14 protein-coding genes are annotated in these 17,668 nt (G+C 60.0%); 7 read left to right on the top strand and 7 right to left on the bottom strand.

The window, feature by feature from the left end; all coding sequences use genetic code 11:
• Positions 1–20: 20 nt before the first annotated feature.
• Positions 21–1,013 carry a Bug family tripartite tricarboxylate transporter substrate binding protein gene (locus ABIE13_RS16245; protein WP_354445275.1) on the bottom strand — a complete coding sequence of 331 codons (993 nt, stop codon included), beginning with the start codon at positions 1,011–1,013 and terminating at the stop codon, positions 21–23.
• Positions 1,014–1,129: 116 nt separating this feature from the next.
• Here ABIE13_RS16245 and ABIE13_RS16240 point away from each other — a divergent pair, with 116 nt between their 5' ends.
• On the top strand, positions 1,130–1,924 hold the full coding sequence (locus ABIE13_RS16240) for an IclR family transcriptional regulator (protein WP_354445273.1): 795 nt from the start codon (positions 1,130–1,132) through the stop codon (positions 1,922–1,924).
• Positions 1,925–1,989: 65 nt separating this feature from the next.
• Here ABIE13_RS16240 and ABIE13_RS16235 read toward each other — a convergent pair whose 3' ends face one another.
• On the bottom strand, positions 1,990–2,406 hold the full coding sequence (locus ABIE13_RS16235) for a PaaI family thioesterase (protein WP_354445271.1): 417 nt from the start codon (positions 2,404–2,406) through the stop codon (positions 1,990–1,992).
• A 21-nt stretch (positions 2,407–2,427) separates the two neighbouring features.
• Positions 2,428–4,059: a mechanosensitive ion channel gene (locus ABIE13_RS16230; protein ID WP_354445269.1), complete on the bottom strand. Its 1,632-nt coding sequence runs from the start codon at positions 4,057–4,059 to the stop codon at positions 2,428–2,430.
• Positions 4,060–4,334: 275 nt separating this feature from the next.
• Between ABIE13_RS16230 and ABIE13_RS16225 the strand changes: the two genes are divergently transcribed.
• The 6 genes from ABIE13_RS16225 to ABIE13_RS16200 all read left to right on the top strand — a co-directional run bounded on the left by ABIE13_RS16225 (position 4,335) and on the right by ABIE13_RS16200 (position 11,899).
• Positions 4,335–6,668 (top strand): ATP-binding protein, encoded by a 2,334-nt coding sequence (locus ABIE13_RS16225; RefSeq protein WP_354445267.1) that lies wholly within the window; start codon positions 4,335–4,337, stop codon positions 6,666–6,668.
• Positions 6,669–6,932: 264 nt separating this feature from the next.
• Positions 6,933–7,958, top strand: a complete 1,026-nt coding sequence (locus tag ABIE13_RS16220; RefSeq protein WP_354445265.1) for a LacI family DNA-binding transcriptional regulator — start codon at positions 6,933–6,935, stop codon at positions 7,956–7,958.
• A 152-nt stretch (positions 7,959–8,110) separates the two neighbouring features.
• Complete coding sequence (locus ABIE13_RS16215) at positions 8,111–9,088, top strand: Bug family tripartite tricarboxylate transporter substrate binding protein (protein WP_354445263.1); 978 nt, start codon at positions 8,111–8,113, stop codon at positions 9,086–9,088.
• A 183-nt stretch (positions 9,089–9,271) separates the two neighbouring features.
• The gene (locus ABIE13_RS16210) at positions 9,272–10,042 is read left to right on the top strand and encodes an HpcH/HpaI aldolase family protein (RefSeq protein ID WP_354445262.1); all 771 of its coding nucleotides are present in this window, start codon (positions 9,272–9,274) and stop codon (positions 10,040–10,042) included.
• Positions 10,043–10,049: 7 nt separating this feature from the next.
• Complete coding sequence (locus tag ABIE13_RS16205) at positions 10,050–11,318, top strand: 3-isopropylmalate dehydratase large subunit (RefSeq protein WP_354445260.1); 1,269 nt, start codon at positions 10,050–10,052, stop codon at positions 11,316–11,318.
• A 32-nt stretch (positions 11,319–11,350) separates the two neighbouring features.
• Positions 11,351–11,899 (top strand): hypothetical protein, encoded by a 549-nt coding sequence (locus tag ABIE13_RS16200; RefSeq protein WP_354445259.1) that lies wholly within the window; start codon positions 11,351–11,353, stop codon positions 11,897–11,899.
• Positions 11,900–12,227: 328 nt separating this feature from the next.
• Here ABIE13_RS16200 and ABIE13_RS16195 read toward each other — a convergent pair whose 3' ends face one another.
• The 4 genes from ABIE13_RS16195 to ABIE13_RS16180 all read right to left on the bottom strand — a co-directional run bounded on the left by ABIE13_RS16195 (position 12,228) and on the right by ABIE13_RS16180 (position 17,641).
• Positions 12,228–13,196: a Bug family tripartite tricarboxylate transporter substrate binding protein gene (locus ABIE13_RS16195; RefSeq protein ID WP_354445258.1), complete on the bottom strand. Its 969-nt coding sequence runs from the start codon at positions 13,194–13,196 to the stop codon at positions 12,228–12,230.
• A 232-nt stretch (positions 13,197–13,428) separates the two neighbouring features.
• Complete coding sequence (gene recQ / locus ABIE13_RS16190) at positions 13,429–15,360, bottom strand: DNA helicase RecQ (protein WP_354445256.1); 1,932 nt, start codon at positions 15,358–15,360, stop codon at positions 13,429–13,431.
• Between the two features lie 153 nt (positions 15,361–15,513).
• Positions 15,514–16,494 (bottom strand): tripartite tricarboxylate transporter substrate binding protein, encoded by a 981-nt coding sequence (locus ABIE13_RS16185; protein WP_354445254.1) that lies wholly within the window; start codon positions 16,492–16,494, stop codon positions 15,514–15,516.
• Between the two features lie 58 nt (positions 16,495–16,552).
• Complete coding sequence (locus tag ABIE13_RS16180) at positions 16,553–17,641, bottom strand: GntG family PLP-dependent aldolase (RefSeq protein ID WP_354445252.1); 1,089 nt, start codon at positions 17,639–17,641, stop codon at positions 16,553–16,555.
• Positions 17,642–17,668 lie beyond the last annotated feature (27 nt).

Genomic DNA, 17,668 nt, shown 5'->3' with positions numbered 1-17,668 from the left:
TCAAAACTTCGGCGTCTTCATCAGTCGATCTTTGCTCCGGAGGCCCGGACGATGGGCGCCCAACGGTCGGTCTCGGCCTTGATGAAGGCGCCAAAGGATTGAGGGTTGCCCTCCTTAACGATGACGCCCATGCCCTTCATCCGATCCTGGAAATCTTTGCGCGCTAGAACTTTCTGCAGCGCCTGGTTGAGCGTTTGAATGACTTCCGCAGGTGTCTTGGCCGGCGCTGTCAATCCATACCAGGAGGACACATCGAAGTCTGGAAATCCAGATTCGGACATCGCCGGGATGTTCGGCGCCGTCGCAATGCGTTCCTTTGTGGTCACCGCCAATGCGCGCATGCGCCCGCTCTGCACAAACGGCCAGACGGTGGGCACGTTGTCAAACATGTAGGAAATTTGTCCTGCAATGACAGCAGCCCCTGCTGGCGCGCTTCCCCGGTAAGGAACGTGGATGGCGTCAATATTGGCGGCGCTTTTGAAAAGCTCACCGGCCACATGAATAGACGTGCCGTTTCCGGATGACCCAAATGTCAGCTTGCCTGGATTGGCTTTGGCGTACGCCACGAGCTCCTGCACGCTTCTGACCGGCAACTCAGGGTTCACCACCAGCATGCTCGGTATCGTTCCTACCAACCCGATGGGCTCGAAATCTGTACTGAGGTTGAAGCCTGGCTTGGAGTAAAGCGTCTGGTTGATGGCGCTGGTGACTGCCATCATCAAGAGCGTGTAGCCGTCAGGTTTTGATTTGGCTACCAGCGTTGCCGCAATGTTGCTACCCGCGCCTGGCTTGTTGTCCACCACGACAGTCTGGTTCAACTCTTTGCCCATCTCCAAGGCAATGACGCGCGCCATGACGTCGGTCGGCCCGCCCGCTGCAAATCCCACTTGCAGAGTGATCGGCCTGTCCGGGTAGGCCGCATGGCTGCTGCTCGCCAGCCCCAGCGCACCCCACGAAATCGCTACGACTGCACTTAAGGCCCACTGGAGCTTGCCAATCCGCAATCCGATCATCTTTCTCTCCTTAGTCTTTATCGAACGGATGAATAGTACGAGTAGTGACCAGTATTCAATAATTGATAGTTCACTATGTGTACAATGAAATCGGTTTCACACCTGCTCCAAGATCGATGAAGACTGAGAACGCTCCTTCCGCCAAATCTGCCGGGCCGCGCACTTTGCAGAAGGGCTTGACGGTTCTGAGCCTCTTGAAATCCGCCGCGCCTGACGGATTTGGAGCGACCGAAGTAGCCAACAGAACAGGCATAGACCGCGTGAGCGTTCAGCGGCTTTTTCTCGCATTGGAGAATGGTGGCTGGGTCCGACGCAACAAAGCCGGTAAACGTTTTTATTCAGGGGGCGAGGTAGGTGGCCTCAGCGCGCTGCTCTGGGCACCCCATCATGTCAGCCGAGAGTTGATATATGCCGCCATGGAGGGCATGCGAAGGCTCGCCAAGCAATTGGGGGATGCAGTGTTTCTTATAGGCAGGGATGGCGCTGAATCTGTGGGCATCCACCGCGAAATCGGCGACTACCCCATGCAGATCCTGGCCAGCTTTCCTGGCAAGCGCCACCCGCTCGGGGTAGGCTCGGCCGGCATGGCGCTTTTATCAGCACTGCCTGACGCCGAAGCCAGAGCGGTGGTGGAGGCGAACTCCTCCAGGCTTGAGGAGTACGGTGGCCTGTCCGCCGAGATGATCCACCGCTTACGTCTGAATGCTCAAGAGCGCGGATATGCGGTGATGCAGAACTATGCGGTCAGCGGTGCTTTGGGCGTGGGCTGCGCGCTGACGCGCGAGGATGGGGCTCCTATACTGGCATTAAGTGTCAGCTCCATCACCGATCGCATGCCCATCAAGCGCCAAATGGAAACGGCGCGTCTGCTGCGGCGGGAATTGGACAATCTGCGCGAATTTTTTCAATGAGGCAGATGCCTATGGCCATCCCTTCTTTAGCGGCTCCGACTGCTCGGACAGATCGCAAACGGTACTTACAGTAGAGCGTAGGTGGTGCTGGCCCGGCTTACGCTCTTGCCATCGTCAGCGCCACGCAGCTCAATCTCGCCGAACGCCAGTGCCTTGCCGGCGCGCAACACCCGCGCTTCTACCAAGGCATCCTGATTGGAAAGCGGCCGCAGGAAACTGGTGGAAAGCTGCACGGTGGTGCAGGGCCGGAACTCGCCAAAGTGCTGAATCAGTGCCAGCACCATGGCGGTATCTGCCGCAGCCATCATGGCCTGCCCGCACAGCATACCGCCTGTGCGTGCGAGCTGATCGCTGGTGGGCAGGCGCAGCACCACGGATGATTCACTGGCCTGCACAACTTGCAGGTCCAAAGCCTGCACCCAGGGCGCAAATAGTTCCTTGAGAGCGGATTGAAGGCTAGCGATGTCGACAGTAGGGTTCATGGGGCTTATTAACAGCGCGGCTTAAGGTTGATCGTTGGGATTGGCGCGTGGCACGCCAGGGACAGAAGGAGTGGAAGCTTCCGGCGTTACGGGCGCGACCGATGTTGAGGGAGATATGGGCGATGGATGCGATGTGGGGGGTGCAGCGGGTGGAGTGGCGGAGACCGTGCGGTCTTGCTTGTTGCACAAGCGATCTACCCAGCGGGAGGCCAGGCGTCCCGCGGCTTCACGGCCACCCAGGCCAAAGGCCAATGCCACTGCAACGGCCACCGCGCCCAGAGTGAGTCCGAACGCCAGGTTGACGATGTCATCGGCGATGCCCATGGCGCGCAAGCCCATGGCCACGACAATGCCCAGAATGGCGACTCGGGCAACGCGTGCCAGACCGATGCCGCCATCGCTGCTGGAGCCGTCTTCATGCTCACTGGCGCGTGCAATGGCTTCATAGGCCAGGTTGGCCAGCATGAACCCGATCACCAGGATCGCCGATCCCAGGAGCACATCGCCAGCAAACTCGATGAAGGTGGTGATCATGTCCGAGAAGCGCTGGAAACCAAGCTGGTTGCCTGCTTCTACGACGGCAAACAACATCGCGAAGACCAGGGTGATGCGCCCTATCAGCACGGACGGGGGTGTCTTCTGAAACGCATGCGACATGCCTATCCGGGCTGGCACAGTGTCCAGGCCCACGCTGGCCAGAAGATTGGCCAGCAGGCGAGAAGCGAAGGATGCGACCATCCAGGTAATGGCCAGGATCAACCCAGCCGCCACGATGCGTGGAACGGACTCCATCAGCAAAGCGAGCATCTGTGTAGCCGGAGCCGAGATGGCGTCAATCCTGAGTGCGTCAAGCGCTGCGATCAGCGACGGCACGAACACCAGAATGAATACCAGCAGGCCTGCCAGGCCCGACAGCTGCACAGTGTCTGACAGGCCGGCCTTGGTGCCGACTTGATCAATGCCTGCCGAACGCAGAAGATTGGTGGTGAGGTTGCGCAACACGGTGGCGACAATCCAGCCGATGCCACCGATGATCATCGCTGCCACTGCGTTAGGCAGCATATCGAGCGCTTTGGTAGTCATTTCGCGCAAGGGGCTGAGCAGGCCGTCCATCTGCAACGCGCCCAAAATGGCGGGCAGGAACAACAGGATCACAAGCCAGTACAGCGCACTTGAAAGGCTCTCGCTGATGGGCGAGATATTGGCGTGCTCTGAAAGCCTTTCGTCCAGGGTGGTCCGATCCAGCACTTTTTGCGTGAGGCCACGCACCAGTGTGGCCAGAAGCCAGGCCAGCAGAGCAAGCAACAAGGCGCCAAGCACACGTGGCGCATATTCGAACAACTGGGTTGTGAGGGCTGACAGAGACCCTGACACCATGGCCAGGTTCAGCGCATTGAACACCGCCGCCAGTGTGAGCAACAGAACCAGCCAGAACAGGCTGAGCGATATGACGCCTTCGATATCGACACGTTGGCCGGTGCTGCCCGAAAAGCGTTCATTCAGGCGCAAGAGTCCCAAGGCTTTGCGTGCACCAGCTTTCACAAGAGCTGCCACTAACCAGCCAATGATAAAGATCGCCAATGCACCCAGCACCTGGGGAAGATGCACCCCCATTGAACTCTGAAGCGAGTCCCACATGGTGGTCATGTTCATGCCCTTACTCCTCACACAGTTTGAAACCGCCCCATGATGGCAGAGAGCACGCGCCAGCGTCAACCTTAGAGCTTACGAGTTATTCCCTAGGAGGTCCAGGAACGCGATCAATCAGCTCATATGCGAAATAGTTGTCAATCTCACACCACATTTTTTGAAGGTGATCATGCACAGATGTCTTCCGCATGGCATCGGATTGCGTTATGGTGAAACTTGTGTGAGCGAAGGCCCCCGTTCCTAATAGATCGTCAACGCGTTCTTGAGGAGATCCTGTTATGACTAAGCGGATGATTCAGGTTCGTGAACCTGCAGGCATGCTGGCATCGCCAGGGCTTCACGCTGCTCCGGTGCTGGACTTGATGTGCTCTCACTTTGTTCTGACGCTGGCCGCCAAACAAGGGGCCAAGTTCAATGTGCGGAGGGACATCAATGGACTGATGGCCTTGGCTGGCCGGCACCTGATGTGGCCAGAGCCCGTGCTGGCACGGGTGCGCGAATTTCTGGGCCGCCGCTGCAAGGAAAACGATTTCTGGCGTGCGCATGAGCAGCTCTCCAATGCCGAGTTCCTGGAGCGCCACGGCATATGGCGCGGGCCGTATGAAGAAGGCACCTTGTTTTTCTATCTGGACGAATACGCCAAGGATTCGCCCAAGGATCTGTTGGCGTTGCTGACGAGCACGGGCCAGTGGCTCAGCCATGCGCTCAAGAAGCAGTCCACGCTGGTCGAGAAGAATATTGACTCACTGGCGAACCTGTTGCAGCTCAACAAGGCAGAGCGTGCGCTGCTGCTGTATGGCACGCTGGCTCGCTATCAACGCGACCTGCGCAGCTTGCTGGTTGAGTTCAAGGTCAATAACGCCCCGGAAGCCTATGCGGCCATTGCTGATCTTGCAGGCGTGTCGGCCACGGAGGTGGCAGACGCCTTGCGTGCGGGAGGCAGACTCGAGCGCATAGGCTTGGTGGAGAATTTGATTTCCGAGCACAGCATCACGGACCTGGCAGACCTCATGAAGGTTAGTGAAAAGCTTCCGCCCGTGTTGATGCGGGAATACCGCGATCGCGCCGAGTTGATGGCGGTGTTTACCCGGCCGGCGACGCAGAGCGAACTGAAAGCGGGTGATTTCGAGTTTGTCGGCGACGACGTCCAGGTGCTGGTCAACCTGCTTCGCAAGGCCATGCAGACCAAGGCAGTGGGCGTCAATGTGCTGCTGTATGGCCCGCCCGGCACGGGCAAGACAGAGCTGGCCAAGGTGGTGGCCCGTGAGGCGGGGCTGGATCTGTTCGAAGTGGAATACGCAGACCGTGATGGCAACAGCCTCTCGGGCCGGGATCGCTACCGCTCGTTGCAGATTGCGCAGGTGTTTCTCAAAGGCGCGGATGCAGCCGCATTGCTTTTTGATGAAGTGGAAGATGTGTTTCCGCCCATCAGTGTGGATGCAGCAGGCCTCATGGCGCGCGCCGAGCAACAGGCCATGAGCGCCGCCGTGAGCCATTCTGTGAATGGCAAGGCGTGGGTGAACCAGATTCTTGAATCCAACCCCGTGCCCACAGTCTGGGTAACCAACCGGATCGAGCAGATCGACCCGGCGTTCCGCCGCCGGTTTGCCTACCACCTGGAATTGAAATCGCCCCCGCCAGGCGCACGCGAGCAACTTATTCGCAAGACACTGGAGGGTGTGGCACTGAGCGATGCCTTCGTGACATCCCTGACGGAGCGCAAAGGCCTCACGCCTGCGCAGATACGTACCGCTGTGCGCTTTGCCGATCTGGCTCATGAAGGTACTGAAGCCGGTGGAGAAGCTTTCGAAGCGCTGATAGAGCGGCAACTGAAGAATTCGGACGCAGCCCTGGGCCGCAGGCCCGACACCGGCAAAAAAGGCCGCCGCCAGGTCACCACATATGACCTGGACATGCTCAACGTGGAGACCCGCTTTGAGATCCCGCGCATTGTCGAGGCCTTGAAGGCGCGCGGCCATGGCGCACTGTGCTTTTATGGCGCGCCTGGTACCGGCAAGACCGCGCTAGGTGAATACATCGCCGAGCACCTGGGCAAGCCGCTCATCATCAAGAAAGCCAGCGACCTGGTGAGCAAATACGTGGGCGACACGGAACAGAACATGGCCGCCATGTTCGCTGAGGCCACGCAGGAAAAAGCCGTGCTGCTGCTGGATGAAGCCGACAGCTTCCTGCTTGATCGCCGCGGCGCTCAGCGCAGCTACGAAGTGACTGAAGTCAATGAGATGCTGCAACAGATGGAGCGCCACGATGGCGTGTTCATCTGCACGACCAATTTGCTTGATCGTATGGACCAGGCTGCACTTCGGCGCTTTACCTTCAAGATCAAGTTCATGCCGCTGACGCCGCTGCAACGCGAGAAGATGTTCGTGACGGAAGCGCTGGCGGGGAATGCCGAAAGACTCACTCCTGAAGTGAGCCGGCGCCTGTCCAAACTGGAGCAGTTGGCTCCTGGCGACTTCGCTGCCGTGAAGCGCCAGTGCGACATTCTGGCGGTAGAGTTTTCGATAGAGGAATTTATCGAGCAACTTGAAGCCGAGCATCGCATCAAGCCTGAGGTGCGGGAGCACCGGTCGATGGGGTTCATGCATTAGGAGTGGGTCGTGACTGCTGGGGGCGCCGAGCTCGTGCTCGGCAATCGGCAGGCCTAGGCTTTGCGGTGTCTAGCAAGAGCGCGGCCGTGCTCGGGCCATTGATGCGCTCGCCGTGCGACTTGCCCGTTTCCCTGTCATGAACATAATTTCAGGACCTTGATTGCCTGGGCTCCTGGGTGTTGCAGTTACAGTCTGCGCTTCAGCCTCCTGGCGTGCAAGTGGCTCGCCAGGTGCTGTACCCCCAACCAGGTTTTTCTTTTCTGCATGTCTTTCTCGCACCCTGCCAGCTCGCCGAATGTGACCATGGCCGATGTGGCTCGAATTGCTGGCGTGTCCACCATCACGGTGTCGAGGGCACTGCGTGCGCCTCAAACGGTGGCGCCCGCCACGCGGGAGCGCATCGAGCAGGCCATCCAGCAAACAGGCTATGTGTTTGACAGCGTCGCGGGCAGCCTCAAGTCACGCCGCACGAACCTGGTACTGGTGCTCATTCCAAGCATCATGCACAGCTATCTGGCGCACATGATCCAAGGCATATCGGATGTGATCTCCCCCCGCGGCCTGCACCTCGTACTAGGGACCACCGAGGAAACGCCTGAAGGGGAAGAGCGCACCATTCGCGCTTTCCTGCCTTTGCGGCCTTGTGCCATCCTGATGCACAACACAGTGCATACCGCGCGTACTCGGGAGGAGCTTCTTCGTTATGGCGTGCCACTGATCGAGACGGGTGACTTGATTGCAGAGCCCTTGGGCCATGTCGTGAGCTATTCGAACCACGAGGCGGCGCGCGCCATGACGGCACACCTTGCTGCGACCGGGCGCAAGCGCATCGCATTCATCTACCGCGGCCCTGGCAACGAGCGAACCTGGATTCGACGCAGTGGCTACCGGCAAGCCCTGGCTGATGCTGGCTTGACTTTCGCCCCTGAATTGGAAGTGGCCGCTGAACCCGGTTTTGCAGGCGCCGCCACGGCCCTGCGGTACCTGATGGGGCTTGCGCAGCCGGCAGATGCCGGATTTTTCGTCGGTGATGACTTGGCCGCTGGCGCCATGATCGAGTGCCAACGCCAGGGCTGGAGCGTGCCTGGCCGCATTGCAGTCGCCGCGTATGACGACAGCGAATTGGCAGCCCATGTAGATCCAGGCATTACTTCGTTGCGAATTCCTCGCTATGAGTTGGGCAGGCAAGCAGGCGAACTGCTGCTCGAAAGCCTGGAATCGGGCGCGCCCTTATCCGATTCCCGCAGCATCGACCTGGGCTTTACCTTGAACGTGCGCCAAAGCACCTGATCGCCGGGTGCTCGTGGGAGGCTAATGGCTTGGCCGCTCACGTTCCAAAAACCAAGTTGACAGTTGGGTATGACATCGATAACATTCGCTGCAAATGATATCGATGTCATTTCGATTGAGATCGTATTGAAAATACCTAGAAGGAGACCCCGATGAAGACCTTGGCACGACTATGCGCGAGCCTGCTCGCGGCAGCTTGTGTGAGCAGCCCCGCGTTGGCCAATACGTGGCCCAACAAACCGGTCAAGCTGATCGTTGCTCAACCGGCAGGCTCCAGCCCGGACACCACGGCGCGCCAGATCGCGCTCAAGCTCTCAGACGTGTGGGGCGAGCAAATGGTGGTGGAGAACAAGGCAGGAGCCAACGGCAACATCGGCATGCAAGCCGTGGCCACAGCGCCAGCAGATGGCTACACGGTGGGCTTGGGCGTGCCCAGCAACATGACCATCAATCCCTTTCTCTACAAGATGCCCTTCAACCCGTTGCAGGATCTGGTGCCCGTGGCGCAGATCGGCAGCGTGCCTTTCGCGCTCGTGGTCAACCCCAAGCTGCCCGTGCACAACGTGAAGGAACTGGTGGCCTACGCCAAATCACTCAAGGGAGAGATGAACTACAGCTCCGCAGGCATCGGCAACATTGGCCATCTGGCGGCTGAATTGCTGGCTGACCGTGGCGGCTTCAGCATGCACCACATCCCCAACAAGGGCGACGCGCCTGCGCTGCAGGATGTGATGGCGGGTCAGACCCAGGTGATGTTCGTGGGCATTCCTGCGGTGGCCGGCCATGCACGTTCTGGCCGCTTGCGCCTGATTGCCGTGGGCGGCACGCAGCGCCTGCCCGCGTTTCCTGATGTTCCGACCATTCAGGAAGCAGGCGCAGCGTTCAATGACGTCGTGATCCAGGGTTGGAACGGCATCGTGGCTCCCGTGGGGACACCGCGAGAGGTCATCAACAAGATGGCGCAGGACGTGGCAAAAGTACTGGACAGCAAAGAGGTGCGCGATCAAATCACCACCAGCACTGGCCTGGTGGTGAAAGTCTCCACACCCGACGAATTCAACACGTTCATTCGTGCGGAGTTCACCAAGTGGGGCAAGTTGATTTCAGCTCTCAACATCAAGGTGCAGTGAGGCCGCTAAGTTTCTTTAAAGCATGACAACGAGCCGTTCGGGCTGAGCCTGGCCTGTCCTGAGCCTGTCGAAAGGTCGAAGCCTCGCGCGGCGCTTCGACAAGCTCAGCGTGAACGGCACTAGGTGGGTTGTCCTCAACTACGAAAACTTCAATAAGCCGTATTGTCTTCTCAAGGAAACACGATGATCAGAGTCAACAAAGTCAAACAGGCGGCCAACCACCGCACCAAGGTCTACGGCTTCGTGCTGTCCTGGCCTGCGCCGCAGATGGTGGAGATTCTGGGTACGCTGGGCATGGACTATGTGCAGATCGATGGCGAGCACGGCCTCTTCTCTCTCGAAGACGTGGAAAACACCTGTCGCGCCGCCGAGCTCTATGGCATGACGCCCATTGCGCGCATTCCCAACATCAACTCCAGCACCATCTTGCAGTACATCGATCGAGGTGTGAAGGGCATCATTGCGCCGCATATTTCCAACGCCGAACAGGCCAGGCAAGTGGTGGACGCCGCGTACTTCGGCCCCATTGGCGACCGATCGCTAGGCAGTGCCCGCGGCGCAGGTTTTCAGCTCTGGGAAGAAGACGGGCGGGAGTACTACGCCGAGTCCAACAAGCAGATGATGGTGGGGGTCATGATCGAAGACCGAGAAGGCATGGACAAGATCGATGAGATCATGGCTGTGCCCGGCGTCGACTTTCTCTACATCGGCATGAATGACTTCTCGCAAGGTTTGGGTTACCCCGGCGAGCCTGATCATCCGGAAGTGCTCAAGGCGCGCCAATACTTGTTTGACCGTGTGCATGCCGCGAATAAGCTGATGCGCGAAGACATCGTGGTGGAGATCAGTTCCGCCAAGCTGGTGGCCGCCGGTGCCAAGAAGGTGCTGGAAGCCAAGGCCAAGGATTTAGCCGCACGCGCTGCCGAACAGCCTGCTGTGGCGGAGGTGAACTGAGATGGGCATGACCGCATTTGAAAAGATCACCGCGCGCGCCGCGGGACTGTCATCTGTCAAGCCTGGTGAATTCGTCTACCCGCGCGCAGACCTGATGTTCCTGCACGACGGGCAAGTGGAATCCACCAAGATTGAACTGGATGAGATCGGCATCACGGAGCTGGACGATCCGTCCAAGGTGGTATTCGTGACCGACCACGAGGTGGTTTATTCGACGCCCAAGGCCGCCCAACGCGGTCTGCGCATCCGCGAGGCCGCGAAGGCCTGGAAGGTGGACAAATTCTTCGATGTGGGCCAGGGTGGGCATGGGCACATCTTTCCGATCGAGATGGGCCTCGTGGGCCCTGGCATGTTCATCTATGCCAACGACATGCACTGCACCAACTTCGGTGCGGTGGGCGCAGTGGCGCTTCGCGTAGGGACAGAAATTGCCAATGCCATCGCCATGGGCGTGTTGTGGATCAAGGTGCCAAGTACGATTCGCATCAAGTTCACCGGGCAGCTCAAACCTGGCGTCTACGGTCGCGATGTCGGCTATTGCTTGGCACGCAACCTGGCCGACCGCGCTTACGGCGGAGTGAACCCTGCTTATCGTGTGATTGAGTTGGCTGGCAATCTGGATCAGTTTGATCTGGCGGCCCGTGTGGCGTTGATCAACACGGCCACCGAAGTGGGTGTGGCCCATGTCTTCATCCCGCCTACGCGTGAGATCGTGGAACGTCAGTCCAAGGCCGCAGGACGTCCGTTCACCGGCGTTTACAGCGATGACGACGCCGAATACGAAGCCGAGGGCGAGTTCGATCTTTCCTGCCTGGAGCCTCAGGTCGCCCTGCCGGGCGGCCCGGAGCGGTCAGTGGACCTCTCCAGCGTACTCGGACGGCCTATCAACCACGCCTTCATTGGCTCCTGTGGGTCGGGGATGTACGAGGACATGCTGGTGGCAGCCAATATCCTGCGAGGCAAACGCATTGCGCCCAGCACCCGCATGACCATCGTGCCTGGCACGGTGGCGACTGCCAGGCGTCTTTCGGAAGAGGGTTTGATGTCGGCCTTTCAGGAGGCTGGCTGCATCATCTTGCCGCCCGGCTGCGGCCCCTGTGCGGGCGCGAAATCCGGATCGCTGGGGCCTGGCGAGGTATCTATTTCTACTGCCGCGGTCAACACCGCTGGCCGCATGGGAGACAAGACTTCTGAGATCTACCTGGGCAGCCCGGCCACAGTAGCCGCTTCCGCGTTGGCGGGTCACATTGCGGATGCCCGCGTCATAGCGGCCTGAGGCCGCTTCCCTATTTTCCACAGGAGAAAGCTATGTCCGACATCCAATGGAAGTTGAGCGGTGTCTGCCACAAGTTCGGCGACGACCTGCGCCACAACGACGGCCTGATCGACGCGCACTTCGCGTCGGATCGAATTTTTGATCCGGCTGTTTTGGCCCCTCGAACTCTGGAGTTGGTCCGCCCAGGGTTTTCCAAGGCTGTCAAACCCGGCGATCTGGTAATCGCGGGCCAGAACTTTGGGAAAGGCAAGGCCAAGATACAGGGCTACATTGGCCTGCGCGCATTAGGCGTGGGTGTGCTGAGCGAATCCATGCCCTTTCTGGCCTACCGCGGCGCGGTTTGCGCAGGGCTGCTGTTCCTGACCGACTGCACCGGCATCACCGAGCTTGTGAACGATGGCGATCGCACTGAAATGGATTTCCTGACAGGGCGCTTTAGCAACCTCACCTCAGGCGCCACAGCTCAATATGAGCCGCTGCCCGATGTGCTGCGCGAGATCATCGCCGTGGGAGGCTCCAACGGTGTGCTGCGCAACTGGTGGCAGCAACGTCAGGCCGAGCGCGAAGCATTGGCAGCCTGAGGACGCCACGACAAAAGGAAAAATCCATTCGGGCTGAGCTCCACCGAAGTGGCCTTGCGCAACGCTTCGACAGGCTCAGCGCGAACGGATGGTTGTGAACGCTGACTCTTCGAGAATAACAATGCTGCTCACTGAGCTTCTATGATTTCGTCAAGCGGCACGTGTCGTCTGAACAATCAACCCCGTTCGGGTTGATGATCTATTGTTTCGGTCAATCGGTGAGTGGCGTTGACATTAGAAAACCGTTCGGGCTGAGCCTGTCGAAGCCTTGCGCGGGGTTTCCACAGACTTAGTGTGAACGGTTCATCTTGATTAAAACAAGTCGAACTCAGTCCAGCTTGGCGCCGGAAGCTTCAATCACCTTCTTCCATTTGGCCGCCTCGCTGCGCACGAGGGCAACCATCTCGGCCTGCGTGCCGCCTTGAGGAATAACGCCATGGGTGGCCAGTTGCTCCTGCAACTCGGTTGACTGCAGCACCGCGTTGATCTCGGTGTTCAGGCGATCGATGATGGCTTGCGGGGTTTTGGCGGGCACGGAGATGTAGTTCACGGGCGCTGCATCAAAGCCTTTGAGCTCATCGGCAATAGGCGGCACGTTGGGCAGCGCTTTGGAGCGTTGGCGCGTGGCAACGCCCAGAGCCTTGAGTGCACCGGAGTCGATGTGCTGCTTGTAGACAGCGATGCTGTCGATGGCTGCTTGAACTTCGCCCGAAAGCAGATCCGCCAGCGCCGGGCCAGTCCCTCGGTAGGGGATGTGAACCATATGGATACCGGCGGACTGCTTGAAGAGTTCGCCCGCCAGATGGCTGCTGGCACCAATGCCAGCGCTGGCATAGTTGACCTTGCCTGGGTTGGTCTTGGCGAACTGGATGAATTCCTTGACGCTGCGCGCAGGAACGTTCTTGTTCACGACCAGCACATTGGGCACGATGGCGACCGAAGAAACAGGCACGAGATCTCGCGCTGGGTCATAGGGCAGCTTGCTCATCAGATACGGATTGGTCATCTGAGGGCCAGGCGTTGTGTACAGGATGGTGTAGCCGTCAGCTGAAGATTTGGCGACCAGATCGGCGCCCAGCGTCGCACCCCCACCTGGTTTGTTGTCCACCACGATGGGCTGTCCCAGACGTTTGGCTAGCGGCGCTGCCACCGCGCGTGCCACGATGTCCGCGCCGCCACCGGCTGCAAAAGGCACGACCATTTTGATGGGGCGGTTAGGGTAGTCCTGAGCGAATGCCACGGTGGAACTTGCAAGCAAAACGCCCACAACCCCTTGAGCGACCAATTTTGAAATCATGCTGACCATCTCCTTTTGTTATCAATTCACATGACGCCCGCGGCGAACATGAGAGCTCCGCTGTGAGCAGTGCTTCCGGGTTCGCTGCTCGGAGGCAACCCACCATTCTCGATCCACAGTGCAGAGCGCGCTACGGGGATGATGGCAATTCAGCCATACATCGGGCGTCATAGCGGATATTTCTGTGCGGCATCGGTGAATGCACGCGGAAACTCATTTGTGCAGCGCTTGCCTAAGCGTGGCGACAGACTCTCAGCACTTCCTCGCCATAGCGTTCCAGCTTGGTGGCACCGAGGCCGTTCACACCCTGCAGATCTTCGATGGACTGGGGATCGCGGGCGGCAATGGCGGCCAGGGTGGCGTCGTGGAAGATCACATAGGCCGGCAGATTGTGCTCCCGCGCCACCTCTGCGCGCCAGGCCTTGAGTGCTGCAAAGCGCTCTTGCGAGGCGGCGTCCAGGTCCGCCGCCGCTGGTGATGCAGTGCGGCTGCGAGAGGTGCGCTCTCCGCGCTCGCCACGCACTTTGCGCGCGCGCTCCGGCTTGGCGCTCGCTGCGCGCAAGCGGACGGCTTGTTCACCACGAAGAATGGGGCGTGCACCATCCAGCAAACGAAGGGTGTTGAAGGCCTGCGCATCCACCTGCAAGGCGCCGATGGCAATCAACTGCCGCAGCACGCCGCGCAGTTGCGGCTCGCTGAACTCGGCTCCCATGCCGTAAGTCGATATCTGCTCATGGCCGAACTGCTTCATCTTGTCAGTGGACTTGCCACGCAAGATGTCCATGATGTGGCCGGCTCCAAAGCCTATGCCGCTCATCTGTTGAACCCGGTAAATGGTGGACAGCAGCTTGCGCGCGCAGTCTGTGGCGTCCCAGACGTCAGGTGGTTGCAGGCAGTTGTCGCAGTTGCCACAGTACGGCTGGGCGTGCGTGCCTGAGGGGTCTTTGGCGGGCACCATCTGCTCGCCAAAATATGCCAGCAGCCTTGCACGCCGGCAATCCGTGGCCTCGGCCAGCGTCAGCAAGGCATCAAGCTTGCGCACCATGATCTGCTTGAAAGCGTCTTCAGCGGGGCTTTCGTCAATCATGCGGCGCTGGTTGACCACGTCCTGCAAGCCGTAGGCCATCCAGGCGTGTGCGGGCTCGCCATCTCGTCCGCCGCGGCCTGTTTCCTGGTAGTAGCCTTCGATGTTCTTGGGCATGTCGATATGCGCCACAAAGCGCACATCTGGCTTGTCGATGCCCATACCGAACGCAATGGTGGCTACCATCACCACGCCTTCTTCACGCAGAAAGCGGTCCTGATTGGCTTGCCGATCGGCAGCGGGCAGACCCGCGTGGTAGGGCATGGCGTCCAGGCCAGCCTCGCACAGCATCTGAGCCAGCTCTTCTACCCGCCGGCGAGACTGGCAATAGACAATGCCCGATTCGTCTGCATGCTCGTTCTGGATAAAACGCAGAAGCTGTGCAGCGGGTTCTTTCTTTTCGACGATGGTGTAGCGGATATTCGGGCGGTCGAAGCTGCTCACGAATTGTTGCGACTGCTGAAGCTGCAGTCGCTCGACGATGTCCGCCCGCGTCACATCGTCGGCCGTGGCCGTCAGCGCGATGCGCGGCACACTGGGCCAGCGCTCGTGCAATACCGTGAGTGCACGGTACTCCGGCCGGAAGTCGTGCCCCCACTGGCTGACGCAATGCGCTTCGTCAATCGCAAACAGGCTTAACTGCCCGTGGGCATGTAGGGTGTCCAGCAGCCCCAGAAAGCGGGGGGTAGAGATGCGCTCAGGCGCCGCGTACAGCAAGGTGATCTTGCCCGAGAGCAGCCTTCGCTCGACGTCCTGCGTTTGCTCCCAGTCCAGCGTTGAATTGAGAAACGCGGCGGGCACGCCTGCCTCATCCAAAGCGCCGACCTGGTCATGCATCAAGGCGATCAGGGGTGAGATCACCAGGGTCACCCCACGCCCTGCGCGTTGCCGAGCGATGGCGGGCACCTGGTAGCAAAGGCTTTTGCCTCCGCCTGTGGGCATCAGTACCAGCGCATCACCGCCGGAAGCGACATGGTCGACCACGGCAGCCTGCTGGCCGCGGAAGGCGGAATAGCCAAAGACCTCTTGCAGTATGGCAAGCGGCGCGCGCGCGGGCGCGCGATCAACCTCTGTCGTCATGGAGTTTCTAGCGGAGAGCGCAATTCGAGATAGGGCGTGCCTGCAGACACGCAGCCCAGGAGCCTATCACGAGCAGGAAGCCGCAGCATTCAGGGGCGGTTGATTCCTGCGTGCGTTCAATCCGCAGCGACCGTACGGAGGGTCGCGACGCAATTAGCTATTCGGTGTGAAGCCCGTGCGCTTGACCACATCCTGGAAGCGCGCAATCTCGTCTTTCAGCAGTTTGGAGAACGCTTGGGGGCCAGGTGGCAGGGGGTCAATGAAGGCACTGGCCATGCGGGCTTGAACTTCCGGCAGCTTCAACACGCTCTGGATCGAGGTATCCAGTTGCTGCAGAACATCCGCAGGTGTGTTGGAAGGCGCCATGAACCCGTACCATGCGCTGCCCAGAATGCCCGGCACGCTTTCAGCAAAGGTTTGAACTCCGGGCAGCTTGGGGTTGCGCGCCGGGCTGGCGATGGCCAGGACCTTGAGGCGCTTGGCCTCGATGTGCGGCATGCAGGCAGGCATGGAGTTGATCACCATGGGAATCTGTCCACCCACGGCATCGTTCAGTGCCAGGGCGCCGCCCTTGTAGGGCACATTGACCAGCTCCATGCCGCTTTGCAATTTGAGCATTTCATAAAGCAGGTGCGGGGCAGAGCCTTGGCCAGGGGTGCCCACGCCAAACTGGCGCGATTGGCTGCGCGGCAACGCCAGCAATTCCTTCAGGCTATTGGCCGGCAGCGACGGGTGCGCCACCAGCAGCTGGGGCGAAGAGCCCACCAGTGTGATCGGGGCGAAGTCCTTGACCGGGTCAAAAGAGAGCTTTGGAACCACGGCAGCGTTGGTGGCGTGCGCAGTGTCGGCCAGCAGCAAGGTGTAGCCATCGGCAGGGCTCTTGGCAACGGCGTCTGTGCCAATCATGCTGGAAGCGCCCGCTTTGTTGTCCACTACGACGTTCCATTTGAACGTCTCTGTCAGCTTCTGAGCGATAAGCCGGCCCACGAAATCGGAGCCGCCGCCGGCACCATAAGGTACGACCAGCCGGATGACGCGGTTTGGAAAGTCGTTGGCCCATGCAGCCTGAGTTCCTGATCCGGCAGCCAAGGCCAGAAGAGAGGTCGAGAATTGACGTCGTGAGAGAGTAGGCATGGCAATAACTCCTGTGGTGTGCTTGTTGCTGGTCGGGAGGGGCTGGCTTGGGGAGATTTCAGCCGATGAGTTCGGTAGCGGCTTTTTCGAATCCTGTGATGGCGGCCGCAACGCCTGCCGAGTCGATATGTCTGTGCGTGACCAGCCTTATTCGGCGCAGCCCCCAAGGTCGAATCAGCACACCGTGTTTTTGGGCTTCACGCGCCCACGCGGAACTGTCTGGAACGCCTTCTGGCAGCTCGACGAAGATGATGTTGGTTACCGGCCCGGTCAGACCGATGTGATCAGGAAGCACCGCGCGCAAGCCCCTGCCCAACTGCTGCGCCATGACATGGTCCTGCGCCAACCGTTGGGGCATGGCTTCAATGGCTTCCAGGCCAGAAGCGGCCAGAATGCCTATCTGTCGCTGCGTGCCACCCAGCACCTTGCGCAATTGCCGCGCACGGGAAAGCGTTTCCGCAGGCCCGACTAACACCGCGCCCGCGGGGGCGCTCAGACCTTTCGACAGGCAGATAGACACGGTGTCTGCAAAGCAGGCCACGGCGTCCGGAGCTACCTGCAGGGCCACTGCGGCATTGAAAATGCGCGCACCGTCCAGGTGCACACGAGCGCCCGCGCCATGCGCCATGTCATGGACCGCGCGCATATGCGCCAAGGACAAGACGGCGCCGCCCGCATTGACGTGCGTGGTTTCCATGCACACCAGTTCCGTGCGGAGGGGGCTGGAGCTTTGCAGGGCGTTCTTCAGGGCGCCCAGGTCCATTTCACCGGCGGTTCCTGCAATGCCGTGGTAGGCGATGCCGCCAAGGGTGGCGCCACCCCGTTCGGTCAGATACATGTGTGCCGAGGCTTCCATCACGACCTGGCCCTGGCGTGCTACCTGCGTCAACACGGCCAGCAGATTGCCCATGGTGGCGGTCGGCACATAAAGGCCCGCCTCTTTGCCAAATGTGCGGGCCGCAAGCGCTTCCAATTCACGCGCCGTGGGATCGCCATCCAGGCCATCGTCGCCGAGTGCGGCATGGCGCATGCGTTCGTACATCTCGGCGGTCGGCAGCGTCACGGTGTCGCTGCGCAGGTCTGTCAACCTCGTCCCATCCTGAGAAGGTGAGTTCACTGCAGGGGAAAGCGAGGTGGGGGAGATCATGGCTGCAAGTATTGCAGCGATCAACCA

This window comes from Ottowia thiooxydans, from assembly GCF_040548795.1.
In the GTDB taxonomy this organism is placed as follows: domain Bacteria; phylum Pseudomonadota; class Gammaproteobacteria; order Burkholderiales; family Burkholderiaceae_C; genus Ottowia; species Ottowia thiooxydans_A.
Note: the sequence above shows the minus strand (reverse complement) of the source record. Positions and strands in the feature narration are given on the sequence as shown.

What these genes read in the sequence shown, in the direction of transcription:
- ABIE13_RS16230 (WP_354445269.1), bottom strand. Translation starts at nt 4,059, where the DNA reads ATGAACATGACCACCATGTGGGACTCGCTTCAGAGTTCAATGGGGGTG.
- ABIE13_RS16240 (WP_354445273.1), top strand. Translation starts at nt 1,130, where the DNA reads ATGAAGACTGAGAACGCTCCTTCCGCCAAATCTGCCGGGCCGCGCACT.
- ABIE13_RS16225 (WP_354445267.1), top strand. Translation starts at nt 4,335, where the DNA reads ATGACTAAGCGGATGATTCAGGTTCGTGAACCTGCAGGCATGCTGGCA.
- ABIE13_RS16200 (WP_354445259.1), top strand. Translation starts at nt 11,351, where the DNA reads ATGTCCGACATCCAATGGAAGTTGAGCGGTGTCTGCCACAAGTTCGGC.
- ABIE13_RS16210 (WP_354445262.1), top strand. Translation starts at nt 9,272, where the DNA reads ATGATCAGAGTCAACAAAGTCAAACAGGCGGCCAACCACCGCACCAAG.
- ABIE13_RS16245 (WP_354445275.1), bottom strand. Translation starts at nt 1,013, where the DNA reads ATGATCGGATTGCGGATTGGCAAGCTCCAGTGGGCCTTAAGTGCAGTC.
- ABIE13_RS16220 (WP_354445265.1), top strand. Translation starts at nt 6,933, where the DNA reads ATGTCTTTCTCGCACCCTGCCAGCTCGCCGAATGTGACCATGGCCGAT.
- ABIE13_RS16215 (WP_354445263.1), top strand. Translation starts at nt 8,111, where the DNA reads ATGAAGACCTTGGCACGACTATGCGCGAGCCTGCTCGCGGCAGCTTGT.
- ABIE13_RS16235 (WP_354445271.1), bottom strand. Translation starts at nt 2,406, where the DNA reads ATGAACCCTACTGTCGACATCGCTAGCCTTCAATCCGCTCTCAAGGAA.
- ABIE13_RS16180 (WP_354445252.1), bottom strand. Translation starts at nt 17,641, where the DNA reads ATGATCTCCCCCACCTCGCTTTCCCCTGCAGTGAACTCACCTTCTCAG.
- ABIE13_RS16185 (WP_354445254.1), bottom strand. Translation starts at nt 16,494, where the DNA reads ATGCCTACTCTCTCACGACGTCAATTCTCGACCTCTCTTCTGGCCTTG.
- recQ (WP_354445256.1), bottom strand. Translation starts at nt 15,360, where the DNA reads ATGACGACAGAGGTTGATCGCGCGCCCGCGCGCGCGCCGCTTGCCATA.
- ABIE13_RS16195 (WP_354445258.1), bottom strand. Translation starts at nt 13,196, where the DNA reads ATGATTTCAAAATTGGTCGCTCAAGGGGTTGTGGGCGTTTTGCTTGCA.
- ABIE13_RS16205 (WP_354445260.1), top strand. Translation starts at nt 10,050, where the DNA reads ATGACCGCATTTGAAAAGATCACCGCGCGCGCCGCGGGACTGTCATCT.